Below are 16,520 nucleotides of genomic sequence, written 5' to 3' on the forward strand. Positions count from 1 at the left end.
TCCGATAGGATCCACATCACACCGATCCGACGACTACCCCCGAAAAGGTGTATCCCGATGACCCGCACAGCCGACTCGCTGCGGCCCCGCGACGCCGATGCGCTGCGGGCCGAACTGCGTCGGATCGCGACCGCGACCGGGGCTCCGGTCGCCTTCGGCGGCGCGGTCCAAGCGGGGACGCTGGTGCTCAGCGAGTTCATCGGCACCCGCACCAACGGCATGCGCGGACTCGCGGTGCAACCGCAGTCGGGATTGGGCGGCCGTGCGGTGGCGAGTCGGCGGCCGACCTCGGTGGCGGACTACCGCTCGGACGCCACTATCACCCACCACTACGACGTTCCGGTGCTCGGCGAGGGGCTGCGGGCCGTGGTGGCGGTGCCGGTGGTGGTCGCGGGGGAGTCCCGGGCGGTGCTCTACGTCGCCAACCGCGACCCCAGCCCCATCGGCGACCGTATCGCCGAATTCATGGTGCAGGCCGGTCGCCGCCTGAGCCTGGAGTTCACCATTCGCGACGAGGTGGACCGGCGCGTGCGCCTGCACACCGCGCAACCCCGGCGACCCGTCGTGCCCGCGGCGGATGCCGTTGTGACCGAACAGCTTCGGGACCTGCACGCCGAACTGCGCGGTCTCACCCAGGAAGTCTCCGACGCCACCGCCCGCGACCGCCTGCGCGCCATGTCCGAACGGCTCGCGCGCCTGGTCTCCGGTGTCACCGCGCCCGACGATCCGGTCACCCTGGCTCCGCGCGAGGTCGACGTCCTCGCCCAGATCGCCCTCGGCTGCACCAATATCGAAGCCGCCCAGCGACTTTCCTTGAAACCCGAAACGGTGAAGAGCTACCTGCGCAGCGCCATGGTCAAACTCGGCGCGCACACCCGCCACGAGGCGGTGGTGCAGGCCCGCCGCCACGGCCTGCTGCCGTAGCCCGGGTGTGCGGGTGACCCGGTCCCGGGGCGCGTCGCCACCGCGTCGGATCTCGTGTGCGGCGCGGGAGGTTTGGCGCTTCCGGCTGCGCGGTGCTTCCGGCTAGGCGGTGGGCCGGATGCCGTAGGACTCGATCTTGCGGTAGAGCGATGAGCGGGCGATGCCGAGCATGCGGGCGGCGTGATGGCGGTTACCGCCGACCTGGACCAGCGCCCGCACGATGGCGTCGCGTTCCACCACCTCGATGGGGGTGAGCACCCGTCGGCTGGCGGCGAAACAGGATTCCGGCAGGTCGGCGCGGCGCAGATCGCCCGCCGGACGGCGAGCCAGGGCGGTGCGCAGGGCGTCGCGGAGTTCGGCGATATTGCCGGGCCAGTCGTAGCCGAGCAGCACGCGCATGGCATCCGGGGTGGGGTGCACCGCCCGCCGGGGCGCCAGCGTGTGCAGCAGGCGCGGAACGATCTGGCGCAGATCGTCGACGTGATGGCGCAGGGCGGGCACCGTGATCGAATGCTCGAAATGCCGGAGCACGGCGTCCAGCCGCCCGGGCTCGGCCGATTCGGTGGTCGTCATGGTCACCGCCAGCCAGTGGTCCGAGCCGTCCGCGTTCTCGAGCCGGGCCGCCAGTTCTTCCACCGACCGGTCGGGCAGCTCGTTCAGGTGCGCGAGCACGATGGTGGCCGGCCGCGACCGGCTCCATGCTGCATCGAAGCCGCTCGGCACGGCGTCGTCGCGACAGTCGACCACCACCAGCGACCGGGTCGGATAGGTGTGGCGGTGGGCGGCGGCGATCAGGGCGCGCTTGCCGACGCCCAGCTCGCCGAGCATGACCAGCGGTCGGCGGATCCGCGCGGTCTCGAGCACATCGGAACAGGCCATCCGCCAGGCGGGTGAGTCGCCGGGTACCTCCGCCAACCCGATTCGCCTGGTGGCGTGGGGGATCGCACGGGCAGTCGCGGGGGTGAGATCCACCTGCAACACCACACCGGCCGCCGGCCCGTCCGCGGGTACCGGAATCGAACGCACCCGAGCCTTCCGGCCGGTCGGCAGATCGACCGACACCACCGTGCCGCGCGCACCCGTCAGCCCCGCCGCGAGTTCGCGCAGCCGGATGCGGTCGTGCGGGCCGAGTTCCGCATCCGCGCGGGCATCGGTCATGAACACCTCGCCCGCGAGTGCGACCGTCGGGGTGCGGCCCATCCGGCCGATGCGCAGGAAACTGTTCAGCACCGCCTGCTGCCCCAGCGACGCCGCGGCGCGCAGTTCGCTCTCGATACCGCGGGCCGCCTCCCGTACCAGGGCCAGCATGAGGCCGTTGGCGTCCTTGGCCAGGCAGCTCAGATCCAGAATGCCCTGCACCGCCCCGGTCAGCGGATCGCGCACGGGCGCACCCGCGCACGCGAAGACCGTGATGTTCTCCGCGTAATGCTCCGCGCCCCGGATCAGCACGGCCTTTCCGGCGGCGAGCGCGGTGCCGACGCCATTGGTGCCGACGGTGTCCTCGGTGTAGACGAAACCCGGCGCGAAGAACACGCCGTCGAAGCGACCGGTCAGAAAGCGCTGATTGTCTCGGCGCAGCAGCACACGACCGTTCTGATCCGCCAGTGCGATGCTCACCGGCATATCGCTCAGCTCGCGTTCCAGCCGGTCGATCACCGGCACCGCGCAGCGCGCGAATCGGCCGTGCAGATCCAAATCGTCCAGATAGGTCCGGTCGAGCACATTCTCGACATCGTCGACCCCGGCGTTCACCGAGCGCTGCCACGAGGCCACGACCAGGTCCGATACCGCGCCGGAGGGAATATCGCCCGCGGAGACGAATACCTCTCGTGCGCGTTCGACACCGATCGTGTCATCTCCAGCGTCCACCGCACTCCTCGAGCCATCGAATCGTCGGAAGGAACGGCGGGGTGCATACGCCGTCAGCGGATTGTCCGCAGTGCGCGCCGGACTCGTCAAGGGGTAACTGTCCCAAAGTAGGACAGCGGACCGACTCCTCGGTTGCGCACACTGGTAGAACCGACGACGAATCCGCGTGCGGTGTGAGCGAATCCGAGTCTCGCGCCGTGGCGTCAGTTGACGGTCTGCTCCGGAGCATGGTGACAACGTCGTCGCCCGTGGCCGCCCGCCCAAGGCCGCGTTGCCTCGGAACAGGTTGCACCCCTCCCTCGGCCACCCGCACGAGCCCGAAGTGCCCTCGGGTTCGAGCGGGTGGCCGCTTCGCACGATAGCTCCGGGTGCGTCTCGAAAATGGCTCGGGCGCGCTGGAAGTCGCCTGATCTACTCAGCGGCGAGCGGTCAGGAGCGCCGCGATGCGGTCGAGTTCGGTCGGGAACTCGCGCTCGTCTAGTCGTTCCTCCACGTCGATCACGCCGTCCGCCGCCAGCCGGGCGGTCATTCGCCGATCGGCCCGCTGCTGGGATCCGGACGGCCGCCGCTCCGCCAGCGCCGCGCGGCGGGTGCGCAGGTCCGCTCGGAGGGCGTCCACGAAGAGCAGGTATTCCACCGCGGGCACGCAGACCTCACGGGCCGGTGTTCGGTGCGCGGGTCGGGCGCGCGCGGAGGCCGGGATGACCACGCCGTGGCGCAGTGTCGTGCCCGCCGCCTCCTGGGCGCGCAACCAGGCCCGCAGATTGTTGGAGGCGATACTGGGCAGGAACTCGACGGCACGGTCCCACTCCAGGCCCTCCACGGCGCGCGGATCGCTCACCGCGGTCACGACGACGGCATATGCCGTACCCACGGTCGCGATCATCCGCATCAACCCCTTGTCCTGTCGTGCCGTTCGCCGATATCCCGGTCCGTCAGCGGTCCGGGACTCGTTGTGATCTTTCAGGATACGACGAAATATATTGCACTACTGGGCGTTTCATTACGCATATTGTTCGGTCGGCTCCATTGTGCGGTCCGCGGCGCGGTTTGCTGGGGCGGTGCATGAACGGTCGCGGTCAGCTCACTCGTGCCACCACCGCGCGCGGCAGCCGGGGCAGTACCGCGCCGATCAGCCGCCAGGGCCAGGCGGGCACATCGGCGCGCACCGGCTCGCGCTCGATGGCGGCCACCATGGCGGCCACGCCCTTGTCCAGCGAGGCAACGAGTTTCGCGTCCCCCGCCTGTGCCGACATCTCGGTGGCGATGAATCCCGGCTGCACGGTGGTGACGGTGATCGGGCTGCTCCGCAATTCGATGGCGAGACCCTCGCCGAGCGCTGACAGCCCGGCTTTGCTGGCCGCGTACGCCGTCTTCCTACCGGGCAGCCCGCGCACCGCGCTCATGGAGGAGATCAGCACCAGATGACCGGACCGCTGCTCGCGGAAGATGCTCAGGGCGGCTTCGGCCTGGGCCAGCGCGCTCACGAAATTTGTGGTGGCGGTGGCGATATTGGCCTCGGCGCGGCCGGTGCCCAGTCGGGCGCCCTTTCCGATGCCCGCGTTCACGATGATCCGGTCCAGCCCGCCCAGTTCCTCGCGCAACTCGCCGAACACCTTCGGCACCGCCGCGTGGTCGTCCACGTCCAGGGCGCGCACCGCGACGGTGATGTCCGGATGGGCGGCGCACAGTTCGTCGCGCAGTTCCGTCAACCGGTCCAGTCGGCGCGCGCACAGCGCCAGATCGCGGCCGCGGCGGGCGAACTCGCGCGCCATGCCCGCACCGAGTCCGGAACTCGCCCCGGTGATCAGAATTCTGCGCCTCGTCATACCGCCACCCTAGCCGGACCGCACGGTCGGAATGCTGTGCTCGTCAGCCGAACGAGCCGGTGCTGGGTGGTTTGGGAACCATGCGCCAGCTCCCGCAGTTGTCGCTGCGGAATGCCACATCGGTGGCCTTTATCTCCACCCGGACGGGACGGACCCGGGTGAAGTCGCTGGCGATGATGTAATAGTTCGGATCGTTGTAGTCGGTATCGGTCTGGACTTTCCACAACCGCCGCCAGAAACAGGCGACGGCGGGATCTTCGACGCCACTGGCCTCGTAGTAACCCGGCTGAATATCCACGCCGACCAGATACTGACCATCACCCGGCATTTCCGCGGCCGGTGCCGCGGCGGCGACACCCGCTGTCAGCGGTATGAGCGCGGACGCCATGACCCCCGCGATCGCAAGCGTGCGCATACGCACGACGGTCCTCCCTCGCAGTTCGCGACGGCCGCACACGGAATTCCGGTGCGTGCGGCCCCGTGGTGAAAGATCCCCGAATCTCTCCGGGCGCAGGTCTATCAGAGAAAACGTGGGTAAATGTGAGGAACGCCCGAATTCATTGCGTACAAACCGGTTTCAATGTGCTCGATCGAGGGTGCCGTGCGGCGGTTCCCGGATCGTCCCCGCGGGTTCCCCTCGGACCCACGGGGACCGCGCCGCCGGGTTCGAGGCGGTGGCGCGTAGAAAAAGGTACCGGATGGTTTCACAACTGGGCAAATCATCCATTCGCTTAGCTCTGCGAATGATTTTGGGCGGCAATCCGACCGCCCGGACGTTTCGGAATTAGGTATCAACCACCGATGTCGTTCCCGGGTCGGCTCGCGATATTCAGGACATGACACACTTGCGGCCCCTCCCCACCCTGACCGCCACCCGCACCGGCCAGCCGGGGTGCGCCGCCCGCTGCGCCCGGCTGTGCACCGACTCCGGCCTCGCCGAGGTGCTGGGCGCCGACAAGGCCCTGCTGCACTGGCGCGCCCTGCGTCGCCTGGGCGACCCCGGGCTGGCCGAACACGCCGTCCAGGAGACCCTGCTCCGGGCCTGGCGCGCTTGCGGCACCTACAACCCCGACCGCGGCAGCGTGCGCACCTGGCTGCTCACCATCGAACGCAATGTCCTCACCGATATCGCCCGGGTGCGCGCCGCTCGCCCCGGTGACAGCGCCTGGGACGAACTCGGCGACGTGGCCGAGGGCCACTACGCCCGCCCGGATTTCGCCGATACCCTCGCCGACGGGCTGCTGGTCGCGGAACTGCTCTCCCGGCTGCCCGCGCCACAGCGCGACGCCGTCGTGCAGGTGATCCTCAATGATCGCGCCTACCAGGATGTGGCCGCCGATATGGGGGTTCCCGTCGGCACCGTCAAAACCCGCGTGCACTACGCCCTGCGCTCCCTGCGCCGACTGCCCCTCAGTGCCTGATCCCCCGTCCCGACGCCCCAGGAGTTCCCATGAAACGCGCCGGTCCCGTCCTCACCCTCCTCGCGGTGGCCGCCGTCGGCGGCGGCCTGCTGCTGACCAATATCGTCACCGGGGGCGGCAGCGACCCCGCGCCCGCCGACAGCGCCGGTCCCGCCACCGCCGTCACGGCGCCCGCCACCGCGACTCCCGCCACCGCGACTCCCACCACCGCGACTCCCACCACCGCGACCCCCACGGCCAGTGTGACGCCGTTCCCGGCTCAGGCCGACTACGTGACCACCATCGCGAACGAGGGGCGTCCGCTCACCCTGTCGGTGACGGTCGCCGGCGCTCGCTCCGTCGCCTATGTCTGCGACGGCGCGAGCGTCGAGAGCTGGCTGCGCGGCGACGCCGCCGCCGGGCGAACCGAGCTGTCGGGCAAGGAATCCCGAATCGAGGCCGCCCTCCTCGACGGTGCCCTCACCGGGGTGCTGACCATGGGGGAGCGCAGCTGGGAATTCACCGCACCCGCCGTGCGCGATCCGGCGGGCATCTACATCGACCGCGGCGCGGGCGCGCGCGACAGCTGGGTGGTCGCCCCCGACGGCTCGGTCACGGGTGTGCGCCGCAATGCCGACGGGACCACCTCACCCGCCCCGAGCCTGGCCCCCGACGCCCGAAAGGTGACCGGCGATGACGACGACTTCTGAGCCTCCGGCCCGCGAAACCGGCGGCAGCGCAACGGCTTCGGCCATCGCCCTGATCGTGCTCGCGGGCGCGGCCACCGCCGTCGCGCTCGGTGTCTACGGCGCCGTGCACACCCCGGCGGGCACCGCCGTGAGCCTGGCCGGATTCTCCAGCCCGGGCGCGGTGAAATCCTGGCTCGCCACCGCGGTGGTGGTGCTGGCCGTCGGGCAGGACATCAGCGCGCTGGCCATGTACGGCCTGTTGCCGAAGGTCCGGCCCGGCCGGTGGGCCTCGTTCTGGCACGTCTGGTCGGGTCGCCTGGCGGTGCTGATCAGCCTGCCGGTCGCGGTGCACTGTCTCTACGCCTTCGGTTTCGCCACCTTCGACACCCGGGTGCTGGTGCACTCGCTGCTCGGTTGCCTGGTCTACGGCATCTTCGTCACCAAGATGCTGCTGCTCACCCGAAAAGGGTTACCCGGCTGGGTGATTCCGGTCGCGGGTGGGTTGCTGTTCACCGGATTCGTGGGGCTGTGGTTCAGCTCGGCGGTCTGGTACTTCCGGGTCAAGGGCTTCGGCGCGTGAACCCGGCGGCCCGCCCGTACGTCGATAACCGTGAGCGGTCGTCTCGTCGGCCCCCTGCGAACAGGAGTGAATCCATGACCCACGACAATGACAACTCGACCGACACTGACAACTCGACGCCCGACGCCGAGCCCGGCGGCCCGCGGCTGGACCGCCGCACCGCACTGGCCGGTGTGGGCGTGGCCGCGGCGGCCGTGACCCTGGCCGCCTGTTCCAGCTACGGCGGCGACCAGGCCGATTCGGGCGCGCCGGAGGAGCGGGCGGACGGGCAGCCCCCGGCCGAATTGGCCAAGACCGCCGACGTGCCGGTGGGCGGCGGGCTCATCGCCGGTGATGTGGTGATCACGCAGGCCGCGGCCGGAACCTTCCAGGGCTTCTCCTCGACCTGCACGCACGCCGGATGCACGGTGAACGAGGTGTCCGACGGCCTGATCAAGTGCCCGTGCCACGGCAGCAGCTTCCGGTTGGACGGCACGGTCGCCAGCGGTCCGGCGGCACGTCCGCTGAAAGATCGCTCGATCCGGGTGGAAGGCGACCGCATCGTGTCGGCGTGACGGTATAATACCTCCTGACCACTGGTAACAGTTCTATCACGGCGCAGCCTGGCACTTGCCATAAGATAACCAGCGTTGCGAGAGTGAACCATTGGGTTTGGTGTTACTAGTGGGAAGGGAGGGGCGTTCCGCCCGGATCGCCGTCACCGCTTATGAAGCCAAGCATCATCAAGGCTGGTATTCGCACTGCCGTCACGGCCGCGGCGATCACCACCGTGGCCGGATTCGTCCCGGCTACCGCGCTGGCCGCGCCCGACAACCCCGCGCCCGACAGCCCCGCGATATCCGAACTGCCCCAGAAGCTCGCCGGGAAGACCGTCTTCCTGGATCCGGGACACCAGGGCCCCAATCACAATCAGAACATCGCCCGGCCGGTCTCCGACGGCCGCGGCGGCTCCAAACCGTGTCAGACCACCGGCATGGTCACCGTCAACGGCGTCCCCGAGCACACCATCAACTGGAATGTCGCGCAGTTGGTGCGGACCTCGCTGGAGGGCCTGGGTGCGGAGGTCGTGCTCAGCCGGTCCGACGACACCGGCTGGGGCGGCTGCATCGACGAACGCGCCGCCGCGGCCAACCGGTCCGGTGCCGATGTCGCGGTGAGCATCCACGCCGACAGCGCACCCGCCGAACTGCGCGGCTTCCACCTCATCGTTCCGCAACTACCGGTGCCCGACGCCAAGGCCACCGAGGTGCAGGGCGGACCCGGGCTGGCCGCCAGCCAGGCCATGCGCGACGCCTACGTGCGCGCCGGTTTCCCCATCGCCTCCTACGGCGGGAACGAGGGCCTGCAGACCCGCGCCGATATCGCCGGACCGGCGCTGACCCATGTGCCCGACGTCTTCCTCGAAATGGGCAATGGCGCGAACCCCGAGGACGCGCGACTGCTCGAATCGCCCGAGGGGCAATTGCGCCACGCGGTGGCCATCACCACCGGCCTGGCGGCCTTCCTGCTCGGACTGGACCCGGGCCCGGCCGAGCCGCAGCAGGCGGCCGTTCCGGAACCGGACCCACAGGTGCAGGCGCAGGCGCCCGCTCCGGCGCCGGAGGTCCCCGCCTATCCGGTGCAGCCCGCGCAGGCGATCGAGCCGGACCCGGCCCCGGGCGCTGAGCAACCCGCGGTGCAGCCGGGAACTCCGGACGAACCGCGGGCGGAGGGCGCGCCGGTGCGGCTCCAGGCACAACCGGTGGCCCACGACGACGCGACCGCGCCGCAGCAGGCGGTTCCGGGCGACGCGGTCGGCAACGGCATCCGGCCGATCTCGGAGGGTGTGCCGATTCCGGCCGGCACTCCGGCCGCCCCGCAGGCTCCCGGCGCACAGCCGAATCCGCAGGTGCCCGCCGCGGCCGCCAAGCCGAATCAGGCGGCACCGGCCGCACCGCAACTGCCGAACGCGAAGCCGAGTCCGGGGGCGACGGCACCGGCCACGCCGGGGGCGGACCAGACGAAGCCGTCGGAATCCGGTTCGCTGAAGACGCTGGTGCAAACCGCCGTGCAGCTGCTGGGGCCGATGGCCAAGATGCTCGGCATGAACAGTCAGGAGACCGGGATCGCCTCCAGTCTGGTCAATCTCGCCTACACGCTGGTCTCGACCCTCATGTCGGAGTTGATCGCGCCGACCAACTGAGCGCCGTGCCCGCCGACCCGTGCCGCCCTCGCACCGAATTACCCGGTGCGAGGGCGGTTTTCGTTGTCCGCGAGCACGGGCGCGGCGGGGGCGGGCGGTTCGTGGCGCCGAGATCAACACGGACCGACCGGTGCGTGGGATTCGGGCAAACTTCTCGCGATCTCGATGTCCGCTCGGGTGTGGCGTCACCCAGCCCCCGCTCACCGGCGGTGCCGTCACCGGGAGGCGCAACTGCGGACAACCGGGTGTCCTCTGCTTGGCAAGCATCCGGCGCGGTGGTTGCCTGAAACACGGGTCGGGTCATGGTGACTGGCGAAACAACGACTCGTCGATCGAGGTGAACTGATGGTGTTCGGCGTTGGTCTCAGTATCGGCACGGTCAATACGGTGTGCGCGACGGCATCGGACCGTGCGGGCAAGAATCCGCCCGGCCGTCGCCGCGGCGCGGTCCCCGTCACCTGGCGGACCACCCTCACCTTCGACAGTTCGGGCAATGCCCGCGTCGGCCGGATACCCAAACACGGTCGCGTCATCACCGAATTCGCCGATCTGACCCAGCGCGGCGCGCCGACCGCGCGCGTCGGCCACCGCGCGCTCACGGCACCCGATCTGGTGGCGACCGTGGCGTACAGCGTGATCGAGGAGGTGCTGGGGAAGGCTCCGGCCGCGGATACCGCCGTCACGGTGGCCCATCCGGCCGGGTACTCCGACGATCACGTGGCCGACCTGCGTGCCGCGCTCGCGGGCGTCGGGCTCGACCGGGCCACCCTGCTGGCCGAGCCCCTCGCCGCGGTGTCCTGGCTCGCCGCCGAACGCGGACCGCTCACCCCGGGACTGGCGCTCGTCTACGACCTGGGCGGCTCCGGCCTCACCGTCACCCTCGTGCGCGTGGGCGCGGGCGCGCCCGCCGATCCCATCGTGGGGGAGCCGTTGCGCTCGACCGACTACGGCGGTCGCGCCTTCGGCGGCATGCTCGCCCAGCATCTGAAGCGCCACGGCGGTTCGGTCGTCTCCCACGTCTCCGACGCCGATGCCGGCGATCTGCGCGCCCGCCATGTGCGCCGCTCCCTCGCTCTGGTCTATCGGGGTCTGCGCATCGCCGACGTCACCATGGCCGATGTCGACCGCGTACTGGTCGTGGGCGGTGCGGCCCGCCCGCCCGAGGTCGCCGAGGTGCTCTCGGCCGAACTGGCACGCCCTGTCATCGTTGCGCAGGACCCCGAACGCACCATTGCCGACGGCGCGGCCATCGCGGCCCGCGACGCCCAACTCGACCACGAGGCCGCGACCCACCGACACCCCGGCTTCAGCCTCTTCCGTCGCCGCCTGGCCCGCGTCGCCGCCATCTGAGCGGTTCGGGTTACGGATACTTCCGTGCGCTGTGATGCGGGTCTCTTCGCGGTTTCGCGCGCATCCTCCCCGGTCACGACTCGCGGGTAACCAGATATCCGTGACAGCATTATTGACGTAACTCCGGTTTGGTGTAACCATGGGACACAGTTACCGACACTGAACTGGAGAGGCTGTGACGACGATGTCCGTAGCCACAACGCCCATCGACGACCCGATCGTCGCGGAAGCTCAGGAATACGCGCAGAAGCTGCTGCTGCTGTCGGAAGGGTCGGTGAACAAGCACTTCGACCCCTACGAGGACATCGACTGGGAGAACCCGGACTTCGACGCGAACACCAAGCCCGAGCGCTGGATCCTGCCCGAGTCCGCCGACCCGCTGGGTCGCCACCCCTGGTACCGCGCGCTGAGCGATGAGCAGAAGATCGCCATCGGCAAGTACCGCCAGGCCAATGTCGCCAAGGTCGGCCTGCAGTTCGAGTCCATCCTGATCAGCGGCATGGTGCAGCACACCTTCTCGCTGCCCAACGGTGACCCCGAGTTCCGGTACTGCACCCACGAGATGGCCGAAGAGCTCAACCACACCCTGATGTTCCAGGAGATGGTGAACCGCATCGGCATGGACGTGCCGGGCATGGGCCCGCTCGTGCGCCAGCTGCGCCACTTCGGCGTACCCGTGGCCGTCATGTTCCCGAACCTGTTCTTCATGGCCGTGCTCGCGGGCGAGGAGCCCATCGACCACATCCAGAAGCAGATCCTGCGCTCCGGCGAGGACGTGCACCCGATCATGCGCGGCGTCATGGCGATCCACGTCGCCGAGGAGGCCCGTCACATCTCCTTCGCGCACGAATTCCTCAAGCAGCATGTGCCCGAGCAGGGCGCGCCGCAGCGCTTCGTGCTCTCCATCGCCATGCCGATCGTCATGTGGATTCTGGGCCGCTCCATCGCGACCCCGCCCAAGGCGTTCTTCCAGGAGTTCGACATCCCGGAGAAGGTGCGCAAGGAGCTGTTCTACGGGTCCTCCGACGCCAAGCAGGTCTTCGCCGACTACTTCGTGGACGTGCGCGCCCTGGCCAAGGAGATCGGCCTGATGAACCCGGTCTCCAAGGCGGTGTGGAAGCTGCTGCGCATCGACGGCCCCACCTCCCGCTACCGCTCGGAGCCCCTCCGCGGCAACAAGGTGGCCTAGATGCCGTACGTCGTCACGCAGTCCTGCTGCAGCGACGCGTCCTGCGTCTACGCCTGCCCGGTCAACTGCATCCACCCCACGCCCGACGAGCCCGACTTCCGGACGGCGGAGATGCTCTACGTCGACCCGAAGGCGTGCGTGGACTGCGGCGCGTGCGCCACCGCCTGTCCGGTGGACGCCATCACCTCCTCCAAGAAGCTGACCGCCGATCAGCAGCCGTTCATCGAGATCAACGCCGACTTCTACCGGCAGGAGCGGCCCCGGCCGCTGCTGGCGCGGCCTATTCCCGCGCCCGAGGTGAAGCCCGGCCGGGAGCCGCTGCGGGTGGCCGTGATCGGTTCCGGACCGTCGGCCATGTACGCCGCCGACGAGCTGCTCACCCAGGCCGGGGTGCAGGTGACGGTGTTCGACCGGCTGTCCACGCCGTACGGTCTGGCCCGCTTCGGCGTCGCGCCCGATCACGCCAAGACCCGTCAGGTCGCCAAGCTCTTCGACACCATCTCGGCGCAGCCGGGCTTCGGCTCGTATCTGAATGTCGAGATCGGCAAGCATATTTCGCACGAGGAGCTGCTGCGGCACCATCACGCCGTGGTGTACGCGGTGGGTGCCTCCGCGGACCGCAAGCTCGGCATTCCGGGCGAGGGGCTGCCGGGCAGCGTCTCGGCCACCGAGTTCGTGGCCTGGTACAACGGGCATCCCGATCATGCCGATCGGTACTTCGACCTGTCCCAGCGGCGGGCGGTCATCGTCGGCAACGGCAATGTCGCCCTCGATGTGGCGCGGCTGCTGACCACCGATCCGGAGCTGCTGGCCGGGACCGAGGTCTCGCCCAAGGCGTTGCAGGCGCTGCGGCACAGCAAGATCGAGGAGGTAGTGGTCGTCGGGCGTCGCGGTCCGGCCGAATCCGCCTTCACCGTGCCGGAATTCGTGGGTCTGCTGGGCGCCGACGTGGATATCGTCGTCGAGGGCGAGATTCCCGAGACCCCGGCCGACGCCCCGCAGAAGGTCGAGCAGAAGCTGAAGCTGCTGCGCGGACTGGCGGAGCGGCCGACCGGCGGGCGCAAGCGCATCGTCTTCAAGTATCTGGCGTCGCCCACCGCGCTCACCGGGGTGGACCGGGTGACCGGGATGGAGCTGGTGCGCAACGAACTCGTCGCCGACGCCGACGGTGCGGTGCGGGCCGTGGCCACCGAGCAGACCGAAACCCTGGATACCGGACTGGTTCTCACCTCGGTGGGGTACCGGGGTGTGCCGCTGACCGGGCTGCCGTTCGACGAGCGGGCCGGGGTGGTGCCGAATCTGGACGGCCGGGTGTTGGAGGCCGCGGGTGGTGCGGTGGTGTCCGGGGCCTATGTCACTGGGTGGATCAAGCGGGGACCGACCGGTTTTATCGGCACCAACAAGTCCTGCGCACAGGAAACCGTGCGGCAGCTGGTCGCGGACTTCAATGCGGGACGGCTGCCCGAACCGGCTGGTAGCGCAGCCGAATTCGACCGCTTGGTTGGAACTCGACAGCCGCAGGTCGTCCGGGGTGGTGCCGCCAACCATCCACGACGTTCGTTGCGTCTGCTGGTGCGGAGCCGCTAGTCCCGAGTAGGGCTCGGAAACCGACCTCACGACCGCCGTATGCGAACTACCTGCATACGGCGGTCGTCCTGTTTGGGCGAATAATCCTGCTGCGTACCGCGATTCGAGAGTTTCCTCCGGGCGAGAATCGCTGCGCGACCGTCCAGGATGTGTGAGTTGTGTGATCGCGTGTAATACCGCGGGGCGGCCGGACGACGTCCTTCGTGTGACCGTCCGAGTGTCGACCGGGTAGCGGTCTATTCCATTCCAAATACCGAAGTTTCGGGTGAGCAACCCAGCAGTGACCCGAAAATTGCCGTGCCGTACGGACGTCGCGGTTTTGTTTTCCGGACTCTTCTCGCGTACCGGTTGGTATTGAATGGCGTTCGCTGAGTTGTAGCCACAAAGCAAGACTGGTCGGTATTTCTGGGCTGTAAGTTGGCTGCGATCTTGGTCTTGATGCTGTCCGACCAGTAGATTCGCAAACTTGGCTACCGTTCACGAAAACTTTTCCACCGATTCAACATTCACGTCCGGCACGAGCCAGCTAACCTGAACGCGCTGTTTGGTAAACGACCGCGACCACATGGTTGTGCGACGTGGGGCCGTGGTCACGGTGCGTTGACGGGATAGCGATGACTGTTGGTTTTGGCATGAGCATCGGCACAGTGAACTCCGTGTGGGCGATCACCAGCTCGACCTCGCGGGCGGCGGGTGAACGCAATCGACCCGCTGTCCGAGTCCGGCGCACGGCCGTCACCTTCGACAGTGCCGGCGGTGCCCGAATCGGTGGAATTCCCCGATTCGCCCCTGTTGTCACGGATTTCGCCGATCTCAGCCGCGAACCCGATCCGGTGGTGGTGGGCGGCCGCATCTGGTCGCCCGCGGATCTGGTCGCCGCGGTGGTCAACGGGCTCATCGAGACCAATGCTCCCGAGGCGCCCGCCGTAACCGCCTATCCCGCAAGCTATTCCGACAAGCACGTCCATCGGCTGCGGCGGGCGCTGGACTGGTCCGGTGGATCCGACGTCCTGCTCATGCCCGAACCGGTGGCGGCGGTGGAATGGCTCGACGCCCAGCACGGCATCTCCGAGGACGGCCTCACGCTCGTCTACGACCTGGGCGGCAACAGCCTCGATATCGCGGTGGTGCGCACCGAGGCGGACCGCGGTGAGCGCGGGATACTCGGCCGGGCCGAACGCTCCCACGACTACGGCGGCCGACCACTCGGCACCCTGCTGGCCCGGTACGCGCGCAGTATCGCCCCCGACGCCGCCCAACCGGTTTCGGCGGTGGTGCCCGCGGCGGACACCAGCAGACTGCGTACCTGGCATATTCGCAATTCGCTACGGCTGGTGCGCGCCACGGTGCACCGCTGCGGCCTGAGCCTCAACCACATCGACCGCATTCTGCTCATCGGCGGCGCGGCCCGCCCGGTCGAGGTGGCGCGGGCGCTGAGCGAGCTCGGACTGCCCATCATCATGTCGCCGGATCCGGCGCACACCGTCGCCATCGGCGCGGCCATCGCCGCCGCGCGCAGTGCCGAGACCGGTTCGGCCATCGGCAAATACGCGCCCAAGGCGGCCGCCTTCTCCGGCGCCGCCGTCGCCTCGGCGCTGGCCATGTCGGCCGCCGCCATGATGGGCGGCACCTCGGGTGCGCCCGGCTTCCAGGCGACGCCGGACAATACCGGCACCACCAAGACTTCCGGGACCGGCGCTCACGATGTTCTCCTCCTCGACGACGTGAGCGCCGGGCCCGGGAGCCGCGTCCACGCGGTGAGCACCGCGGCGAGCATCCGCCAGTACGGCGTGATGCCGCCGACGGTGACCGCCGAATGGTCCGGCGGACGGCCCGTGAATCGGCTGCGCGCGGGCAACCAGTGCGAAACCCGTTCCAACGCGGGCAATACCACCTACGCCGACCCGTCGCGGTTCACCAATCCGGTGCCTTTCGAACTGCCCCGGGACAACGGTGGCGGTGGTGGCGGCGTGGTGATCGGACCCATCGATCCGGGGCAGATCCCGTCGGTGAGCCTGCCACCCGGTCTGCCCGGCATGCCGAATGCCGGTGACCCGGTGACGAATCCGATCGGAATGCCCGATCTCGGCGATATCCCGACCGCACCGGTGGGTGGCACGCCGCAGCTGCCCTCGATGCCCGATGCGATGCCCGACCTGCCGAGCGCGCCGGGAACCACGCCCGGCACCACCGATCCCGGTGCGGCGCTGCCCGACGGTACCGGCGGCGCGATCCCCGGCGATCCGGTCGGCACCGGCGATACGCCGGATACGAGCGGCGGCACCGGGGCCCCTGCGGGCGGGAGCACCACCGATGGTGGGAATACCGGCGGCGGAACGACTTCCGGTGGCGGTGCGCCCACGGGCGGCACCGACGGTGGCGGATCGACGTCCGGCGGCTCCACCTCGGGCGGCAGCGCCTCCGGTGGCTCTACCGGAGGCGGTTCCACCTCCGGTGGCAGTACCTCGGGCGGGAACACGTCGGGTGGTTCCGGCGGGTACGGCTCGGGTGGCTCCACCTCCGGCGGCTCGACCTCCGGGGGCGGCTACGGGTCCGGGGGCTCCGGCGGCGGATACGGCGGCGGGGGCTACGGTTCCGGCGGCAACTCCTCCGGTGGTTCCGACTCGGGCGGCTCCTCGTCCGGCGGGTCCGACTCGGGGGGCAGCTCCAGTTCCGGCGGCAAGAGTTCATCCGGCGGCAATTCCTCCTCCGGGGGCTCGAGCAAGGGCTCGGGCGGCTCCGGTGGATCGTCCTCCGGCGGTTCCGGTAAGAGCTCCGGCGGCAGCGGTGGCTCGGGCGGCAGCGGTGGCTCCGGTGGCTCGGGTGGCAGCGGTGGCTCGGGCGGTTCCGGCGGCGGAGGCGGTGGTTCCGACAAGTAGCACCCGGATCGACCCCGAGCAGTACCGAATCCCTGTCCATCC

At 69.5% G+C, this 16,520-nt stretch carries 14 protein-coding genes; 10 read left to right on the forward strand and 4 right to left on the reverse strand.

The features are described 5' to 3' along the window. The first annotated feature begins 57 nt into the window (after positions 1–57). On the forward strand, positions 58–924 hold the full coding sequence (locus QJS31_RS05740; protein ID WP_282783552.1) for a LuxR C-terminal-related transcriptional regulator: 867 nt from the start codon (positions 58–60) through the stop codon (positions 922–924). Positions 925–1,026: 102 nt separating this feature from the next. Here the strand turns inward: QJS31_RS05740 and QJS31_RS05745 are convergent, their stop codons facing one another. The 4 genes from QJS31_RS05745 to QJS31_RS05760 all read right to left on the reverse strand — a co-directional run bounded on the left by QJS31_RS05745 (position 1,027) and on the right by QJS31_RS05760 (position 5,037). Continuing rightward, positions 1,027–2,793, reverse strand: a complete 1,767-nt coding sequence (locus QJS31_RS05745; protein WP_306356094.1) for a sigma-54-dependent Fis family transcriptional regulator — start codon at positions 2,791–2,793, stop codon at positions 1,027–1,029. 415 nt (positions 2,794–3,208) lie between these two features. Then, positions 3,209–3,667: a hypothetical protein gene (locus QJS31_RS05750; RefSeq protein WP_306356095.1), complete on the reverse strand. Its 459-nt coding sequence runs from the start codon at positions 3,665–3,667 to the stop codon at positions 3,209–3,211. Positions 3,668–3,872: 205 nt separating this feature from the next. Next, positions 3,873–4,622, reverse strand: a complete 750-nt coding sequence (locus QJS31_RS05755) for an SDR family oxidoreductase (protein WP_282786302.1) — start codon at positions 4,620–4,622, stop codon at positions 3,873–3,875. A 43-nt stretch (positions 4,623–4,665) separates the two neighbouring features. After that, entirely contained in the window at positions 4,666–5,037 is a 372-nt protein-coding gene (locus QJS31_RS05760) for a hypothetical protein (protein WP_306356124.1), read from the reverse strand. A gap of 421 nt (positions 5,038–5,458) precedes the next feature. On the opposite strand from QJS31_RS05760, the gene QJS31_RS05765 reads away from it, so the two are divergent. From QJS31_RS05765 to QJS31_RS05805, 9 genes are all read left to right on the forward strand, one after another. Further along, complete coding sequence (locus QJS31_RS05765; protein WP_282786301.1) at positions 5,459–6,043, forward strand: sigma-70 family RNA polymerase sigma factor; 585 nt, start codon at positions 5,459–5,461, stop codon at positions 6,041–6,043. A 29-nt stretch (positions 6,044–6,072) separates the two neighbouring features. Next, entirely contained in the window at positions 6,073–6,732 is a 660-nt protein-coding gene (locus tag QJS31_RS05770; protein WP_306356096.1) for a hypothetical protein, read from the forward strand. Next, positions 6,716–7,291: a DUF6529 family protein gene (locus tag QJS31_RS05775; protein WP_282784846.1), complete on the forward strand. Its 576-nt coding sequence runs from the start codon at positions 6,716–6,718 to the stop codon at positions 7,289–7,291. Before QJS31_RS05770 ends, QJS31_RS05775 begins: the two co-directional genes overlap by 17 nt. 74 nt (positions 7,292–7,365) lie before the next feature. After that, a complete protein-coding gene (locus QJS31_RS05780) occupies positions 7,366–7,845 on the forward strand; it encodes a Rieske (2Fe-2S) protein (RefSeq protein ID WP_306356097.1) in 480 nt (159 codons plus the stop codon). A 152-nt stretch (positions 7,846–7,997) separates the two neighbouring features. Then, positions 7,998–9,473: an N-acetylmuramoyl-L-alanine amidase gene (locus QJS31_RS37320; RefSeq protein ID WP_372341488.1), complete on the forward strand. Its 1,476-nt coding sequence runs from the start codon at positions 7,998–8,000 to the stop codon at positions 9,471–9,473. 345 nt (positions 9,474–9,818) lie between these two features. After that, positions 9,819–10,823, forward strand: coding sequence for an Hsp70 family protein (locus QJS31_RS05790; protein WP_306356098.1), 1,005 nt, complete (start codon positions 9,819–9,821; stop codon positions 10,821–10,823). Positions 10,824–11,007: 184 nt separating this feature from the next. Further along, positions 11,008–12,012 (forward strand): diiron oxygenase, encoded by a 1,005-nt coding sequence (locus QJS31_RS05795; protein ID WP_282784851.1) that lies wholly within the window; start codon positions 11,008–11,010, stop codon positions 12,010–12,012. Next, on the forward strand, positions 12,013–13,599 hold the full coding sequence (locus QJS31_RS05800; protein WP_282784853.1) for an FAD-dependent oxidoreductase: 1,587 nt from the start codon (positions 12,013–12,015) through the stop codon (positions 13,597–13,599). It abuts the gene before it with no gap. A gap of 632 nt (positions 13,600–14,231) precedes the next feature. After that, positions 14,232–16,478 (forward strand): hypothetical protein, encoded by a 2,247-nt coding sequence (locus QJS31_RS05805; RefSeq protein WP_306356099.1) that lies wholly within the window; start codon positions 14,232–14,234, stop codon positions 16,476–16,478. The last annotated feature ends 42 nt before the right edge of the window (positions 16,479–16,520 follow it).

The sequence above is a fragment of the Nocardia sp. CC213A genome, assembly GCF_030766805.1.
Taxonomy (GTDB): Bacteria; Actinomycetota; Actinomycetes; order Mycobacteriales; family Mycobacteriaceae; genus Nocardia; species Nocardia otitidiscaviarum.